The 15,722-nt window shown below is 64.9% G+C and carries 10 protein-coding genes; 5 read left to right on the plus strand and 5 right to left on the minus strand.

Annotated features, from left to right (window positions below; translation table 11 throughout):
• Nucleotides 1-114 precede the first annotated feature (114 nt).
• The 3 genes from KFF05_12075 to KFF05_12085 are packed head-to-tail and all read right to left on the minus strand — an operon-like array spanning nucleotide 115 to nucleotide 2,886.
• The gene (locus tag KFF05_12075; protein UTW50684.1) at nucleotides 115-948 is read right to left on the minus strand and encodes a nitroreductase family protein; all 834 of its coding nucleotides are present in this window, start codon (nucleotides 946-948) and stop codon (nucleotides 115-117) included.
• A 26-nt stretch (nucleotides 949-974) separates the two neighbouring features.
• On the minus strand, nucleotides 975-1,886 hold the full coding sequence (locus KFF05_12080; GenBank protein ID UTW50685.1) for an alpha/beta hydrolase: 912 nt from the start codon (nucleotides 1,884-1,886) through the stop codon (nucleotides 975-977).
• Nucleotides 1,887-1,908: 22 nt separating this feature from the next.
• Nucleotides 1,909-2,886, minus strand: a complete 978-nt coding sequence (locus KFF05_12085; protein ID UTW50686.1) for an NAD-dependent epimerase/dehydratase family protein — start codon at nucleotides 2,884-2,886, stop codon at nucleotides 1,909-1,911.
• 271 nt (nucleotides 2,887-3,157) lie between these two features.
• On the opposite strand from KFF05_12085, the gene KFF05_12090 reads away from it, so the two are divergent.
• The 3 genes from KFF05_12090 to KFF05_12100 all read left to right on the plus strand — a co-directional run bounded on the left by KFF05_12090 (nucleotide 3,158) and on the right by KFF05_12100 (nucleotide 11,285).
• Nucleotides 3,158-6,628, plus strand: coding sequence for an indolepyruvate ferredoxin oxidoreductase family protein (locus KFF05_12090; protein UTW50687.1), 3,471 nt, complete (start codon nucleotides 3,158-3,160; stop codon nucleotides 6,626-6,628).
• 209 nt (nucleotides 6,629-6,837) lie between these two features.
• Nucleotides 6,838-10,179, plus strand: coding sequence for a hypothetical protein (locus tag KFF05_12095; protein UTW50688.1), 3,342 nt, complete (start codon nucleotides 6,838-6,840; stop codon nucleotides 10,177-10,179).
• 128 nt (nucleotides 10,180-10,307) lie between these two features.
• Nucleotides 10,308-11,285 carry a GAF domain-containing DNA-binding protein gene (locus KFF05_12100; GenBank protein ID UTW50689.1) on the plus strand — a complete coding sequence of 326 codons (978 nt, stop codon included), beginning with the start codon at nucleotides 10,308-10,310 and terminating at the stop codon, nucleotides 11,283-11,285.
• 17 nt (nucleotides 11,286-11,302) lie between these two features.
• Here KFF05_12100 and KFF05_12105 read toward each other — a convergent pair whose 3' ends face one another.
• Together KFF05_12105 and pyk are read right to left on the minus strand one after the other, a co-directional pair.
• Nucleotides 11,303-12,178, minus strand: coding sequence for an AEC family transporter (locus KFF05_12105; GenBank protein ID UTW50690.1), 876 nt, complete (start codon nucleotides 12,176-12,178; stop codon nucleotides 11,303-11,305).
• 57 nt (nucleotides 12,179-12,235) lie between these two features.
• Nucleotides 12,236-13,651, minus strand: a complete 1,416-nt coding sequence (gene pyk / locus KFF05_12110; protein UTW50691.1) for a pyruvate kinase — start codon at nucleotides 13,649-13,651, stop codon at nucleotides 12,236-12,238.
• Nucleotides 13,652-13,956: 305 nt separating this feature from the next.
• Between pyk and KFF05_12115 the strand changes: the two genes are divergently transcribed.
• Together KFF05_12115 and KFF05_12120 are read left to right on the plus strand one after the other, a co-directional pair.
• Entirely contained in the window at nucleotides 13,957-15,249 is a 1,293-nt protein-coding gene (locus KFF05_12115; protein ID UTW50692.1) for a hypothetical protein, read from the plus strand.
• A gap of 108 nt (nucleotides 15,250-15,357) precedes the next feature.
• On the plus strand, nucleotides 15,358-15,720 hold the full coding sequence (locus KFF05_12120) for a hypothetical protein (GenBank protein UTW50693.1): 363 nt from the start codon (nucleotides 15,358-15,360) through the stop codon (nucleotides 15,718-15,720).
• Nucleotides 15,721-15,722: the final 2 nt, after the last annotated feature.

The following is a 15,722-nucleotide window of genomic DNA, read 5'->3' on the forward strand; positions in this document are numbered from 1 at the left end:
CAATCATATGGGCACGATATGCTGCACCGCAATATAACTTTCGTTAAGTTTTTAAGACGCTTGGAACAGACCTATTGCGCTGCGGTATAAAATAACCGCAACCGGGCCACCGCCCTATTCCAGATCGAAGCCGTGGGATCGGATAAACGCCCCGAAATCCGCGCGTTCCCGCTTGGCCAGCCGGCGGGCCGTGTTCTCGGTCCAGCCGTAGTCGTCGGAAACGCCGAAATCGTCCTGGTGCATCTGTTTTTCCGGCGCGATCGGCTGCAGCTTGTTGCGGCGCGCGTCATAGGCCTTCAATTCCGTCTCCAGGGCCGAATCGTCATATTTACCGTGATGCACCACGACCGAAGGCGGCAGGCGCAGGGTAAAGCGCCCGTCGTCGGTGGGGTAGCCCACCGTCAGCCCGGCCACGGGATAAACCCCCTTGGGCAGGCCCAGCAATTCACAAATATCGGCCGTATGGGCGCGCACGGCCGACACCGGACAGGTGCCCAGCCCCTTGAACCCGGCGGCGGTGATGAAGGACATCATGGCCAGCGACGCATCCACGGCCGCGTTCATGAAGGTATCGAGGGTATTGTTGACGTGTTCCTTGCCGCGCATCTCGGCGATGCGCTGGCCCCGATGCATATCGGCACAGAACACCAGAAAGCGCGAGGCATCGGCGATCCAGGGCATGGAGCCGATCATGTCGGAAATGGCCTGCTGCTGATCCTTGTCGGTGACGACGATGGCGTATTGCTGCAGGTCCGACTTGGCGGGGGCGGACTGCGCCGCCGCCAGCAGGGTTTCCAGCATCCCGTCGGTGACCTCTTCCCGACCGTAATGGCGGCACACCCGGCGGCCGATCATGCGCGACACGGGCTCATCCAGCAGAAGATCGGTGTCTTCAAACCGGGGATTGAGGCCAAACCGGCCCAGGAACAGGTCGTTACGAAACGGCATGTGCAGTCTCCTTCAGGTGTATCAGTTTAAGCGCCGACGCCGAGAAACGGCGCCAGTTCGGCCCAGACGGCATCGGGGGCTTCCTCGGCCAGGAAATGGCCGCAGGGCAGTGGTCCGCCCTTGACCTCGTCGGCCCATTCGCCCCAAACGTCGAGGGCCGAGACCTTGCCATCGGTCTTCGGCCCGCCGGCCTTCCGCGCCCCGCCCCAAAGGGCCAGCACGGGGCAGCGCATCTTGTTGCCGGCGTCCAGATCGGCGCGGTCAAGATCGTCGTCGATGGTGGCGCCCGCGCGGTAATCCTCGCAATTGGCGTGGATGACATCGGGATTGCGGTGGGCGCGCTTGTAGTCATCCAAGGCGCCCTCGCCGAAGGCTGCCATGTCCGCCGACCAGCTTTCCAGCAACCATGTCAGCCAGAAATCCGGATCATGGCCGATCAGGGTTTCCGGTTTGGGATAAGGCTGCGCCAGGAACAACCAATGGAACGAGCCCATGGCCCAGTTCTTGTTGGCGCGTTGCCACACGCTACCCGTGGGCACGACGTCGAGGGAACAGAGCCGCGTGACGATGTCCGGGAAATCCATGGCCATGCGGTGGCCGACCCTGGCCCCCCGGTCGTGACTGACCACGGCGAAGGTCTCATGCCCCAGGTCCGCCATGACCTTGACCAGATCGCGGGCCATGGCGCGTTTGGAATAGGGCATGTGGCGGTCGTCCGTCGGCGGGCAGGAACTGTCGCCGTAGCCGCGCAGGTCCGGGCAGACGACGCGATGGGTTTTCGCCAGCTTCGGCGCCAGATGCCGCCAGATGATATGAGTTTGAGGATAGCCGTGAATCATGAGGACGGCGGGAACGCCGTCACCGTCCGGGCCGCCGATCCGCAGGTTGATCTCGGCGCCATCACCCGCCATGCGTTTCATTTCGAAACCGTCGAACATGGTGCGGCTCCTAACCTGCGCCTCAGACCCCGTGGTAATCCTTGTACCAGTCGATGAAGCGGGGAATCCCCTGCTCGATCGGGGTCAGGGGATTAAACCCGAAATCGCGGACCGACGCATCGATATCCGCATAGGTTTCCGCCACGTCGCCCGGTTGCAGCGGCTGAAAGTCGATTTCCGCCTTGCGCTGCAGGGAGCCTTCCAGCACTTCGATGAAGCGCATGAGTTGTTCCGAACGGTTGTTGCCCAGATTGTAAATCCGGTGCGGCGTGCCGTCGGGGCTTTGCGGCGTGGTCGCCAGAACACCCAGGATGCCGCCGACGATGTCGTCGATGAAGGTGAAGTCGCGGCGCATCTGACCGTGGTTGAACACGGGGATCGGCTCGCCCGCGATGATCTTCTTGGTGAAGATATAAGCGGCCATGTCGGGCCGGCCCCAGGGGCCGTAGACCGTGAAGAAGCGCAGGCCCGTCAACGGCAGGCCGTACATGCGGGCATAGCTTTCCGACAGCAGTTCCATGGACCGCTTGGTCGCGGCGTAGAGCGACACCGGATGTTCGACCGGATCCTCGACCGAGAACGGCAGCTTGGTATTTGCGCCGTAGACCGAAGACGAGGACGCATAGACGAAATGCTTCAGGTCCTTCAGCTTGCGCGCGGCCTCCATCAGCACCAGATGGCCTTCGACGTTGGACTTCGTATAGGAATAGGGATTGATCAGCGAATAACGCACCCCCGCCTGGGCCGCCAGATGGATGATCCCGGTGATGTCGGGATGGCGTGCGAAGGTCTGTTCCATCGCCTCGCGCTCGGAAATATCGGCGCGCACCATGGAAAAGCCTTCCTGGGCCAGCAGGCGCGCGGCGCGGTTTTCCTTCAGCGCAACGTCGTAATAGTCATTGAAGTTGTCGATGCCGATCACCTTCTCGCCCCGCGCCAGCAGCGCCTGCGAGGTATGAAAGCCGATAAAGCCGGCAGCACCGGTAACCAGAATACTCATGGACGGAAAGACCCCCAAAGTTGACCGCAGCCGGTATAGCCGCTTGGGAATCAAAAATCACGGGGCAATCACCCCCGGCACCCAAGAAACCGGCCCGGCGGCAAAGATTCTGTCCGCCTTCGGGGCCGGTCGCGGCAGGGGATGGCGCAATATCGCCCCGCCGCGCCAGAAAATTGCGATTTACGCGCCCCCGATTGCAGGCCGTCCCGGCTTCCCGTAACGTTGTGGCAGGGCGTTGGCCTCCGCCACCCGCCGACATGGGGAATAACCGGTGAAGCTTCGCAGCGTCAGCCTCGACGATAAATACGGCCTTTCCGAAGGCCGCGTGTTCCTGACCGGAACCCAGGCCCTGGTGCGCCTGAACCTGATGCAGCGCCAGCGCGACCTGGCCCAAGGGCTGAACACGGCGGGCTACGTCACCGGCTACCGGGGCTCGCCTCTTGGCGGCATCGACCGGGAATTCGGCCGCGCCAAGCGCTTCCTTGATGATCATCACGTCAAATTCCACCCCGCCGTGAACGAAGACCTGGCCGCCACCGCCATCTGGGGCTCCCAGCAGATCAACCTGTTCGACCGCGCCAAATACGACGGCGTGTTCGGCATGTGGTACGGCAAGGGGCCGGGCGTCGACCGCTCGGGCGACGTGTTCCGCCACGCCAACATGGCCGGCACGGCGCCCAACGGCGGCGTGCTGGTGATGGCGGGCGACGATCCGGCCTGCAAATCGTCGACCGTGCCCAGCCAGTCCGAACACGCGCTGATGGACGCCAACATCCCCATCCTCAACCCCATCGACGTGCAGGATCTGCTCGACATGGGCATGTACGGCTGGGCCATGTCGCGCTTCGCGGGCCTGTGGGTCGGCATGAAGTGCATCACCGACAACATCGACACCTCGGCCTCGGTCGATGTCTCGACCGACCGGGTCAACATCGTCCTGCCCGAGTTCGACATGCCGCCGGGCGGCCTGCACATCCGCTGGCCCGACCCGGCGCTGGATCAGGAAGAACGCCTGCATCGCCACAAGATCTATGCCGCCCTGGCCTTCGCCCGGGCCAACGGCCTTGACCGCATCACCCTGGATTCGACCAAGCCCCGGTTCGGCATCGTGTCCACCGGCAAGACCTACCTGGACACCCTGCAGGCCCTGGAAGACCTGGGCATCGGCGAAGCCGAGGCCGAGGCCATCGGCCTGCGCCTGTACCGCGTCGGCATGCCCTGGCCGTTGGAACGCGACGGCATGCGCCACTTCGCCGAAGGGCTGGAGGAAATCCTGGTCGTCGAGGAAAAGCGCGCGGTCATCGAAAATCAGCTGAAGGAACAGCTCTACAACTGGCGGGCCGACGTCCGGCCCCGCGTGGTCGGCAAGTTCGACGAAGCGGGCGACTGGATCCTACCCTCCGCCGGGGAACTGACCCCGGCCCGCATCGCCCGGGTAATCGCGGCGCGCATCCGCAATTTCCACAATTCGGAAGCCATCGAAAAGCGGCTCAAGTTCCTGGAAGAAAAAGAACGCATCCTCGAGCGCGCCGTGCCCGACATCAAGCGCATCCCCTATTTCTGCGCCGGCTGCCCGCATAACACCTCGACCAACGTGCCCGAAGGGATGGAGGCCGCCGCCGGGATCGGCTGTCATTACATGTCGATCTGGATGCCGGGCCGGCGCACGTCGACCTTCACCCATATGGGGGCTGAGGGCGCGAACTGGATCGGCCAGGCGCCGTTTACCGAGCGCGAACACATCTTCGTCAACATCGGCGACGGCACCTATTTCCATTCCGGCATCCTGGCGATCCGCGCCGCCGTGGCGGCCAAGGTCAACGTGACCTACAAGATCCTCTACAACGACGCCGTCGCCATGACCGGCGGCCAGACCATGGACGGGCCCTTGGACCCCGCAATCATTTCCCGCCAGGTCCGGGCCGAGGGGGTGAAGCGCGTCGTCGTCGTCACCGACGAGCCCGACAAATACCCGCCGGGCACCGAATTCGCCCCCGGCGTGACCATCCATCACCGCGACGATTTGGATCAGGTGCAGCGCGACCTCGCGACCTGGCCCGGCGTGTCGGCGCTGATTTACGATCAGACCTGCGCCGCCGAAAAGCGGCGCCGTCGGAAAAGGGGCACCTTCCCCGACCCGGCCAAGCGCGTGTTCATCAACGAGGCCGTCTGTGAAGGCTGCGGCGATTGCGGCGTGGTCTCCAACTGCGTCGCCATCGCGCCTAAGGAAACGGAACTGGGCCGCAAGCGCGCCATCGATCAGTCCATGTGCAACAAGGACTTCACCTGCCTGAAGGGCTTCTGCCCGTCCTTCGTCACCGTGCACAACGGCGTCCTGGCCAAGGGCTCGGAAACACGACGTCCCGGCGCGGCGGCGACCCCCTTCGCGGTGCTGCCCGACCCACAGTTGCCCGCCACCGGCACCGCCTACAACATCTGCGTCACCGGCATCGGCGGCACCGGCGTGGTGACCATCTCTGCCCTGCTCGGCATGGCGGCGCATGTGGATGAGAAGGCCGTGACCGTGCTCGACGTCGCCGGCCTGGCGCAGAAGAACGGCGCCGTGTTCGCCCATGTGCGCATCGCCGACGATGCCGACGCCCTCAACGCCGTGCGCATTGCGGCGGGGAGCGCCGACCTCTTGCTCGGCAACGACATGGTGACCTCGGGCGGGACCGAAACCCTGGGCAAGCTGGACGCGGATCGGGCGCGGGCCGTGGTCAACGCGCGCCAGACCATGACCGCCGAATTCACCAACCTGCCCAATCTGGATTTCCCCGACGACAAGCTGCGCGCGGCGATCAACGAAGCCACGGGCAACCGCGCCGACTTCATCGACTTCACCCATCTGGCCCGCCGCCTCATGGGCGACACCATCGCCGCCAACATGATGCTGCTGGGCTATGCCTTCCAGAAGGGCACGGTGCCGATCTCGGCCGCCGCCATCGAGCGCGCGATCGAACTCAACGGCGTCGCCGTCGACTTCAACAAACAGGCCTTCACCTGGGGCCGCCGCGCCGCGCACGACCCGGCCGCCGTGGAAAAACTGGCGGGCCCGCAGGACAAACCAGCGGCGGCCTTCGACCTCGACGGCTTCACCGCACGGCGCGTGGCCGACCTCACCGCCTATCAGAACGCGGCCTATGCGGCCCGCTATTCAGCCCTGGTTGATAAGGTCCGGGCCAAGGAAGCGGCCCTCGGCACGGGTTCGACGGATTTGACCGAGGCCGCCGCTCGCGCGTTCTTCAAGCTGATGGCCTATAAGGACGAGTACGAGGTCGCCCGGCTGTATTCCGCCCCCGAATTCCGCCGCGCCCTGCGCCAGACGTTTCAGAGCCACAAGAAACTGACCGTTCACCTGGCCCCGCCCTTGGGCAGCCCCAAGGACCCCCGCACCGGCCACCTACAGAAACGCGAATTCGGCCCCTGGATGTTCCGGGTCTTCCGCCTGCTCGCCCCCTTGAAGGGCCTGCGCGGCACGGCTTTCGATCCCTTCGGGCGCACGGAAGAGCGCAAGATGGAGCGCGCCCTGATCGCCGAGTACGAGGCGACCATCGACACCCTGCTCGCCGGCCTGACGGCGGACAACCTCCCCCTCGCCCGCGAGATCACGGCCCTCCCGCAATCCATGCGCGGCTTCGGTCACGTGAAGATGGCGAACGTGGAAAAAGCCAAGGCCCGCGAAGCGGACCTGCTGTCCGCCTTCAAGGACCCGAAGAAGGCGGCGGTGGCGGCGGAGTAGCTCCATCTCCGGGCCGATCCCGTTTCTCTCTTACAACTCCAAACTATTCATTAGCCTTCTCCGCCCAATTGCCGCTCCCGCGGGACGTTCGTCGGATATAGCTGCAATTCGTCGGTTTCACGTTGGTGCCGCTGAAACAGGGCCCTTACCGTCGCCCCCATATCCGGGCGCAAGTTCCGGGAAACAGCAAACAGCATCGATGGGTGAACATGAACATGTTGCGCGTTCTGGCGATTTACTTGGTACTAGCCCTGGCCGGCCTGGCCGCCGCCCCCACTTCGGCGCGGGCCGAAGCCGTCTGCGGCGGCGTCGGCAAGGACGGCAAGTTGACGGCGCCCTGCGCCTGGACGGCGGCCAAGAAAGTCGGCACGCCGAAATCCACCTGCCCGGCCAATTCCTTCGCCGACATCGGCGCGACGACCTACGGCTGCTGGCGCTGCCCGAGCGGCTACGCGCGCGGCACCGCCGCCGTCAACACCGAGGAAGCCTGCTTCAAGTTCGCCGGCGATAAGCCGATCTTCAGCGACTACAAGTCGGCCAGCAAGCTGGCGTCGTCCTCGGCCTGCCCGTCCGGCAGCTTTTTCGACCCGCGCAACAAGGGCGAATGCTGGAAATGCCCCTCGGGCTTTGGCCGCAACATGAACGCCGTCAACGAAAGCAATTCGTGTTCGCGCCTCAACGTCGATGTGACCAAGGCCCAGATCGTCGAATACCGGGCGGCAAGCTTCGTGTCCGCCGCCTGCGGCGAAAAGGGCGGGTTCTGGGACCCCATCGGCGGCGGAACCTGCTGGCAATGCCCGACCGGGTATGAACGCACGATCCTCCCCGCCGTCACCACCAACAAGGCCTGCGGCCGCCGCCTGATGGACCTGAAGCCCGCGACCAAGGTGTCCGGTTTCGGCTGCAAGATCCACGGCGCGGACGCGTTCTGGGACCCCATCAACGGCGGCAGCTGCTGGGTCTGCCCCAAGGGCGCGCAGCGCACGATCTCCGCCGTGAACAGCCCCCAGGCCTGTCAGCCCCTGGCCTTTCAATGGAAGGCCAGCGATTTCTTTAATCCGGGCCTGTTCGGCTTCGACGGCGCGGCCGAGGTCGCGCTCAAGCTGATCCAGCAACGCCGCGCCATCGAACAGGCGGCGGTCAGCCAGGGTGCCAAGATCGGCCTGTCGGCGGGCGATGCCAAGCGTCAGGCCTGGGAAGACATCAAGACCGACCCGACCCAGAACCTGCCCCTGGTCACGGCGGTGCTGGACCACATCCTCAACATGGCGATCGACGGCCGCGTACCCCCCGGCAGCCCCGAAGCACGCCTGATCGCCGCCTTTGAGAAATACATCCAGAACCGGCGCATCTTCGCCGCGCAGGAAGCCCTCAAGGCCTACGACAACTGGGCCAAGGCGCAGGAATTGATCCTGACTGACCGGCGCAAGAACGCGGGGGCCTTCGGCGGGGCGCCGGCGATGCTGGGCCTGTTCTCCGACCAGACGCCCATGCCGCCCGACTTCACGATGCGGGTCGCCGGCGCCATCCTGACCGGGGCCGCGACCACGCCCTCCGTGTTGGCCGGATTTGCCGCCAACGTGATTTCTACGGGAAGCAGCGGCGACACGCCGGCCATGAAGCTGGCTCACAAGATATTCACCAACCGAACCTCTATAGATCCCATAGAATTGGATTTCGCGGACGATCTCGCCGATGACGTCGCCAAGGCCGCGAAGAACCTCGCCAAGACGGGCAAGGCGGGCCTGAAATTCAGCCTGTCGAACCTGAAAATGGGTGGTGCGCTGCTGACGTCGGTGGGCCCGCAGATCGTCATTCAGGTCGCCACCATGGTGCTGCAGGCGGAGCTGGAGAAGGGTCTGGCCAAGGCCGACGCGCGGCCCAAGCTGGAACGCCTGCTGATCCAGGCCAAGTCGGATTCGACGGATCTCAAACGGCTGTCGCAGAACAAGGACAAGGCCGGGGAGATTCACACCTTCTGGGCCATGGCCGTGAGCGGCGAAATCGCCCCGAACGCGAAGGCGCTGGCGGATATCCGGGAAGCGGTCGACAAGGCTCTCAACCCCCATGCCTTCGATCCCTCGCTGGCCCGCTGGTACGGCCTGCCCGGCACGGCCGCCGCCATCGGCGCCGGCGCCAACGGCGAGGTCTGGCACGTCGGCGGCGGCGGGTCGCTGTACCGCATCATCGCCGACAAGGACGGCAAATGGCAGAAGGTCGCCGACGGCGGCGTCGCCCAGGTCGCGCCCATGGAGCGGCCGGGCAGCGCGTTCCTGTTGATGGACGACGGCTCCATGCGCCAGATCGTCGCCGGCAGGATGACCCGGATCGACGGCAAGGCCTATGACATCGCCTACGGCGGCGGCGTGAAATGGCATATCGGCGGCAACAATTCGATTTACCGCAGCACCGGCGGCGGCTGGCAGCGGGTTACCGGGTCGGCCAAGCAGATCGCCGCCGGGCCCGGCGGAGAGGCCTGGGTCATCGGCACGGACGACAATATCTACCGCCATACCGGCGGAAAGTCCTGGTCCAACGTGCCCGGCACGGCCCACGACATCGCCGTGGGCCCCGGCGGGGTCGTCTGGCACGTGGGCGGCAACAACACGCTCTACCGCATGGTCGGCGACGGCAAATGGAAGCAAATGGACGCCGGCAACATCGCCAACATCGCCGCCGGGCCGGGTGGCAGCCTGTGGGCCCGCCGATCGAACGGCCAGATCGTCGCCTACGCCCCGTTCCGCCCGCCCCTGGCCGAACCGGGCATGGTCAAGGACACCACCACGACGAAGGACATCGGCGGCGGCATCACCGTCACGACGATCATCGTCGGTGATCCCACCATCACGACGGTCGTCGATCAGAACGCGATCAATCACGCGAATGCCAACAAACCCAAAAGCTGGGGCAACGTGGCCGGCCGGGCCAGCGACATCAGCGTCAGCCCGGCGGGCGACGTCTGGCACGTCGGCGGCGGCGGGTCGCTTTACGTGATGAGCGGCGGCAAGGGCGCCTGGAAACAGGTGGAGAAAAGCGGGGTCGCCCGCGTCGCCGCGTCCATCGTGCCGGGACGCGCCTTCGTCCTGATGACCAACGGCAAGATGCGCGAGGTCGTCGACGGCAATTGGCGCGACGTCCCCGGCTGGGCCAGCGACATCGCCGTCAGCCCCGACGGCCGCAAATGGCATGTCGGCGGCAACGGGTCGGTCTATCACGACACGCCCAACGGGGGCTGGCAGCGCGTGGACGGCACCATCGCCCGCATCGCAGGCGCCAAGGGCGGCCTCGCCTGGGCCGTCGGCACCAACAAACGCATCTACCGCTTCCGGAACGGGAAATGGGCGAGCGTCCCCGGCGAGGCCAAGGAAGTGGCCGTCGGCGCCGACGGATCGGTGTGGCACATCGGCGGGGCGGACACCCTGTACCGGCTGTCCAAGGGCGACAAATGGGAAGGCGTCGACTCCCGGGGCAAGGTCGCGGCGCTGTCCGTCGGCGCCGACGGATCGGTCTGGGTCGTGCGCCCCGACGGATCGATGGCGGCCTATCGGTGAGCTGGGGCGGCGCCCGTCCCCCTTCCCATCGGCGAACAGGATTGTCTATAACTCCGGAAGGTTCCCGGAGACGGCGCCACCGTGCCCGTATCCACGACAAAAGCGCAAGCTGGGGGTACGACGACGGCATGGCGGTTGTGTCGAACAACGACAAGTCGGTCAGTTCGTTACGGAAAAGCGGCTATCCCGGCATGGACGTATGGCCGGCGCTGGGCGACCTGCCCGCCGGCACCGCCGGATCGGGGGATTGCGTCCTCGCCGTCGCCAAGGAACTTCTGAAAGGCCCCATCGAGAAAACCGCGCTTCCGGCGCTGGAGCTGATCGGACGCCGGTTCGACGCCGACCGGGCCTGGACCGTCAGCTACAACAACAACCTGTCCGCCTTCCGCGACACCAACGAATGGTGCCGCGGCGGCATCACGACCCATAACGTCGACAACCTGGACATTCCCAGCACGGCGCTCGGCGAAATGCACCGGCTGATGCGCGGCGGCCATCCGGTCGTGGTCCACGACGTGGACGCCATGCCGAAATCCATGCGCGCCCTGCAGACCAAGCTGCAACTGCAGGACACCAAAAGCACGGTCGGTGTGCCCATGCGGTTCGAAGGTCGACTGCGCGGGATCATGGGATTGGACATGACCCGCACACGCTGCCGCTGGGGCGCCGACGAGGTGCAGGAACTGTCGCGCCTGTCCGACCTGCTCGCCTGTGCAAGTTTCGGTGCCCGGGTCATCTCCGGGGCGGGGAACGTGGCCGCGGCGGAAACACCGGAAGAGTTTCTGTATTTCCAGTCCTTGCGCGGGATCGTCGGTGCCCATATCGGCGATATCGTCGCCTGCGCGGCGGAACGCGACAGCACCCGGTTCTTCCTGACCAACGGCGATCAGGTGCTCGACGCCCGAAACCTGAAATGGTGGGAGAACATCCTGCCGGAAAGCCATTTCATGCGCGTGCACCGCAGCGTCGTCCTGCAGCTTCACGCCGTGCAGAAACTGCAGCGGCGGTCGACCGGCCAATGGGTCGCCCATATCGACGGATACGACGCCCCTTTTACCGTGTCCCGCACGAAAGTGGTCGTACTCAGGAACAGATTGGGCTGCTAGCAGCCAGCTCCCCGCCCTTACATCACGAACGCCAACAGGAACGGCAAGGTCGCGAAGGACAGGACGGTCGAGATCACGACCATGCCGGCGACTTCCTCCGGCTGGTTGTTGTAGCGTTCGGCGAACAGGAAGTTGAACACGGCGACGGGCATGGCGCATTGCAGGATCAGCACGCCGCGCGCCACCCCTTCGAAGCCGAACAGTTCCGCCGTCCCCCAGCCGACCAGAAAGCCGACGCCGAGACGCATGACCGACAGCAACACCGCCTGCGGCAGTTTCTTCACGCCGAGGCCCGCCAGCGACACGCCGAGGGTGATGAGCATCAGCGGCACGGTCAATCCTGAGAGAATGCGCGTGGTGTTGACGATGGGGGCCGGCACGGTCCAGCCCATGACCATGACCACCAGGGCCGCCAGGGCGGCGTAGAGGATCGGCAGGCGCAGCAGGGCGCCGGGCGAGGTCGCCCCCGCCGGCACCGCGACGCCGACCGTGAACAGGCAGAGCACGTTGACGGTGAAGTACGCGATCGCCAGCGCCAGGCCGTGATCGCCGAAGGCAAGCAGGCAAAGCGGCAGGCCCATGTTGCCCGTGTTGCCGTAGGCCAGGGCCGAGAGGAAGGCCTTCTGGCTGAGTTTCATGGCCTTCAGGAACACGAAATAGAAAACATAGAACGCGACCATGGTGGTGAAGGTCGCCGCCCCCATGGTGAGGAAGGCATCGGCCTCGATCTTGGTGTCGATCAGGGTGAAGAACACCAGGCAGGGCGTGCCGATGTTGGTCACCAGCGTCGTCACCAGCGACGTGTCGTAGGGGCGGCCCTGCTTGCGCCAGACATAACCGATGACGGCGCAGGTCAGGACCGGCGCGATGACGGAGAACAGTTGATAGAGCATGGGGATGGTCGTTTAGGCCTATGGTGGAAGGAAAGCGGGTCGCGGCGCCCGTGCCGGTTATTCGACCCAGGCGATGCGCAGGATGTTGGTCGCCCCCGGCGTGCCGAAGGGCACCCCGGCGGTGACGACGATGGGGTCGCCCTTCTTGGCGAAGCCGTCTTTCTGGGCCTCGGCCACGGATTTGGAGACCATGTCGCGGAACGAGTGGATGTCCTCGGTCAGCACCGAATGCACGCCCCAGCACAGCGCCAGGCGGCGCGCGGTCTCGCGCTTGGGCGTCAGCCCCAGGATCGGCGTCGCCGGCCGCAGGCGGGCACAGCGCAGCGTCGTCGAGCCCGTGGTGGTGAAGGTCACGATGACCGCCGCCGAAATGGTTTCCGCCACCTGACAGGCGGCGACGGTGATGGCGTCGGCCGCCGTGGCGTCATGGCCGCCGCGCCGGCGGTCGCGCATCTGGCGGTAATGTTCGTCCTGTTCCACGCGCTTGATGATGCGGTCCATCATGGCGACGGTTTCCGTCGGATAATCGCCGACCGCCGATTCCGCCGACAGCATCACCGCGTCGGCGCCGTCGTAGATGGCGGTCGCCACGTCGGAGGCCTCGGCCCGGGTCGGGGTCGGCGCATGGACCATGGAATCCAGCATCTGGGTCGCCACGATCACCGGTTTGCCCGCCAGCTTGCACAGGTGCAGGATTTGCTTCTGCGCCACGGGCACGTCCTCGGTCGGGCATTCCACGCCCAGGTCGCCCCGCGCCACCATGATGGCGTCGGACAGGTGAACGATTTCCTCCAGATGCAGCAGCGCCGCCGGCTTTTCCAGCTTGGACATGATCGCCGCCCGCCCGGCCACCAGCTTGCGCGCCTCGGCCAGATCCTCGGGCCGCTGCACGAAGCTGAGCGCGACCCATTCGACGCCGAGGTCGAGGCCGAACCGCATGTCGTCGCGGTCCTTCTTGGTCAGCGGCGAGACGTCGAGGATCACGCTGGGCACGTTGACGCCCTTGTGGTTGGACAGGGTGCCGCCGATCTCGACCTCGCATTCCGCATGTTCCTTGGAACACTCCAGAACCTTGAGGCGGATGCGCCCGTCGTCGATCAGCAGCGTCGATCCGACCTCAAGGGCGGCGAAGATTTCCGGATGCGGCAGGGGCGCGCGGCGGTGGTTGCCGGGCGTCTTGTCCAGGTCCAGGCGGAACTTGTGGCCGACTTCCAGCTCGGCCGATCCCGTGTCGATGTCGCCGACCCGCAATTTCGGGCCCTGAAGGTCGAGCAGGATGCCCACGGGGCGGTGGTACTTGCGCTCCAGCGAGCGCACGATGCCGTGGATTTTCTGATGATCGGCGTGCGTGCCGTGGGAGAAATTCATGCGGAACACATCGACGCCGGCTTCAAACAGCTTTTCGATGGCTTCCTGGCTGGACGTCGCAGGGCCTAGGGTCGCGACGATCTTCGCGCGGCGTTCACGTTTCATGATGGGGGCCTTCCCTCTCCTTTATTTCGTCACTGTCCCTGCGTTCATAGGCTTAAGGCCAAACGCGGGCAAACTCACGCAATATTCCATGAAAATACGCGGACAACAGTCCCGCGCCCTGTATTCGGTCCAATAAATCCGCGCCGCGGCGTGCCGCCCTTCTTGCGCAAAGGGTCTAAGATTAGGTAGGTATTAACCAATTTCGTGGCACCTACTAAAGGCCGACATAGATCGGTCGAGTGTTTTTTTGGGAAGTCGACCGCCGGGCGGGTATTGGGGTTCACCGGGCGGTCCAGAGGTATCGTTTGAGCACGCAAAGCATCATCAATGCGCTGGCCGGCCTATCGCCCGACACGGACAAGGCGACGCTGATGACGGCTGTCGACGACGCCGTGGACGGCATCGTCAAGGAGCTGAAGGCCAATGCCGGCGGCAAGGTGCAGCCCGAGGTGGCCCAGGCGACCCAGACGACCCTGACCTTCCTTGAGGCCTGCGGCCAGTTGAAGGACCCGGAATTCACCCAGCGGGCGCGCATCCGCGCGTCGGAACTTCTGGAAGCCTTCGACAAGGCATCAAGCGGCGATGCTCCGCGTCGCAAAAAACGGCGCAAGAAACGCCCGGCAGGGGCGGATGCCAAGCCCGCGGCCGCAAAGGGAAAACCCGCCAAGGGCAAACCCGCCGCCAAGAAACCGGCCGCCGCCGCCAAGCCCTCAAAACCCTGGGAAGACACCCCCTTCACCGAGGCCTTCACGGAACAGATCTGCAAATACCTGCGCAAGCGCGCCATGCTGTGGTACGTGCCGCAACACACCCTGACACCCACCCCCTTCCCGCTGTCGACCCGCTTCGGCGACAATCTGGTCACGGCGATCAAGGAACACTTCATGCACCGGTTCTTCACCAACCGCCGGATCATGGTTTTGGGTGACGAATTGAAGGCCCGTAATTTCGAGGAAAGCGCCTTCCGTGAAATCTTCGACAAGCCGAAGAAACAGAACCCCGTGCGCAGCATGTGGGAAGACGGTCTGGGCGATATCGAACGCTTTTTGACCAGCGACAAGCCGCCGCCGCAGAAGTCGGCGAAGACCAAGGTGACGACCAAGAAGACCGGCGGTTTCCTGGGATTTTTCCAGAAAGAGGAAAAGGTCGTCGAGCGCGAGGCCGTGGCCGACACCAGCGATCTGGATCACGCTAAGGGGTTTTGGAACACCATCGCCGGGCCCGAGGTCACCTACAGCCCGCCGAAGATGGAGGATTTCATCTTCCTCAAGTCCCTGTTCGAATATTATCCGGAACAGGTCGACGAGGAGCAGCAGGCGGTCAAGCAGATGCTGCAGCAGGAATACGGCTCCAACCAGGCCCGCGAAGGGGCGGCGCGCGACCATCTGAACGCGCTGATCAAGGACACGGCCCCCTGTTCGGGCGAGCTGACGGCGCTTTGGGTGTACCTGACCGCCAAGGACGCCTTCGGCTACAACGTGTTCAAGTCCTTCACCTCAAGCCACGGCACGAACGCGGAACAGCGCCGCCGTGCCCTGCCCTATTTCCTGCGCTGGATTCCCGATTTCACGGAACAGGAAGCGCCGAGCCGCCTTTAAGGCGCCTGAATTTCCAGGCCCCGCGTTAACCCTTTGTCAGCCCTGACCGCCATAGGATAGTCTTGGCTCCGTCGCCGTTGCGGCGGACATCTTGATTAAGGTTCCGGCATGCTGAAAAAGGTCTTTTCCAAAGCGCTGTTGTCCGTGGTCATGGACAAGAAGGCCCGCTCGACCCTCGACGCCGCCAAACAGCGCGCCAAAACGGCGCCCCAGGCAGCCGCCCCCGAAGCCCTGCCCGCCAGCGCCGAGGAACTGCGCGTTGCCGCCCGCCAGGCGCTGGAATCAGCGGAAAAAGAACTGGCGTCCAAGCCCAAACTGACCGGTGATCGCAAGGCGCTGATCCAACAGGCCCTGGCCGTTCGCAAGCAGAAGACCAAGATTCTCGACGACCTGGGCCCCGATCAGAAGATCAAGCTGCAGGCCATGGCGCTTGAAGCCTTCGGCCTCGATCCCACCAAGGGCGGACGTTGACG

The sequence above is a fragment of the bacterium SCSIO 12827 genome (genome assembly GCA_024397995.1).
GTDB lineage: Bacteria > Pseudomonadota > Alphaproteobacteria > Rhodospirillales > Casp-alpha2 > UBA1479.

Coding starts and splice junctions, on each gene's coding strand:
- pyk (UTW50691.1), bottom strand. CDS start 13,651: ATGAAACGTGAACGCCGCGCGAAGATCGTCGCGACCCTAGGCCCTGCG.
- KFF05_12080 (UTW50685.1), bottom strand. CDS start 1,886: ATGTTCGACGGTTTCGAAATGAAACGCATGGCGGGTGATGGCGCCGAG.
- KFF05_12085 (UTW50686.1), bottom strand. CDS start 2,886: ATGAGTATTCTGGTTACCGGTGCTGCCGGCTTTATCGGCTTTCATACC.
- KFF05_12095 (UTW50688.1), top strand. CDS start 6,838: ATGAACATGTTGCGCGTTCTGGCGATTTACTTGGTACTAGCCCTGGCC.
- KFF05_12120 (UTW50693.1), top strand. CDS start 15,358: ATGCTGAAAAAGGTCTTTTCCAAAGCGCTGTTGTCCGTGGTCATGGAC.
- KFF05_12105 (UTW50690.1), bottom strand. CDS start 12,178: ATGCTCTATCAACTGTTCTCCGTCATCGCGCCGGTCCTGACCTGCGCC.
- KFF05_12075 (UTW50684.1), bottom strand. CDS start 948: ATGCCGTTTCGTAACGACCTGTTCCTGGGCCGGTTTGGCCTCAATCCC.
- KFF05_12100 (UTW50689.1), top strand. CDS start 10,308: ATGGCGGTTGTGTCGAACAACGACAAGTCGGTCAGTTCGTTACGGAAA.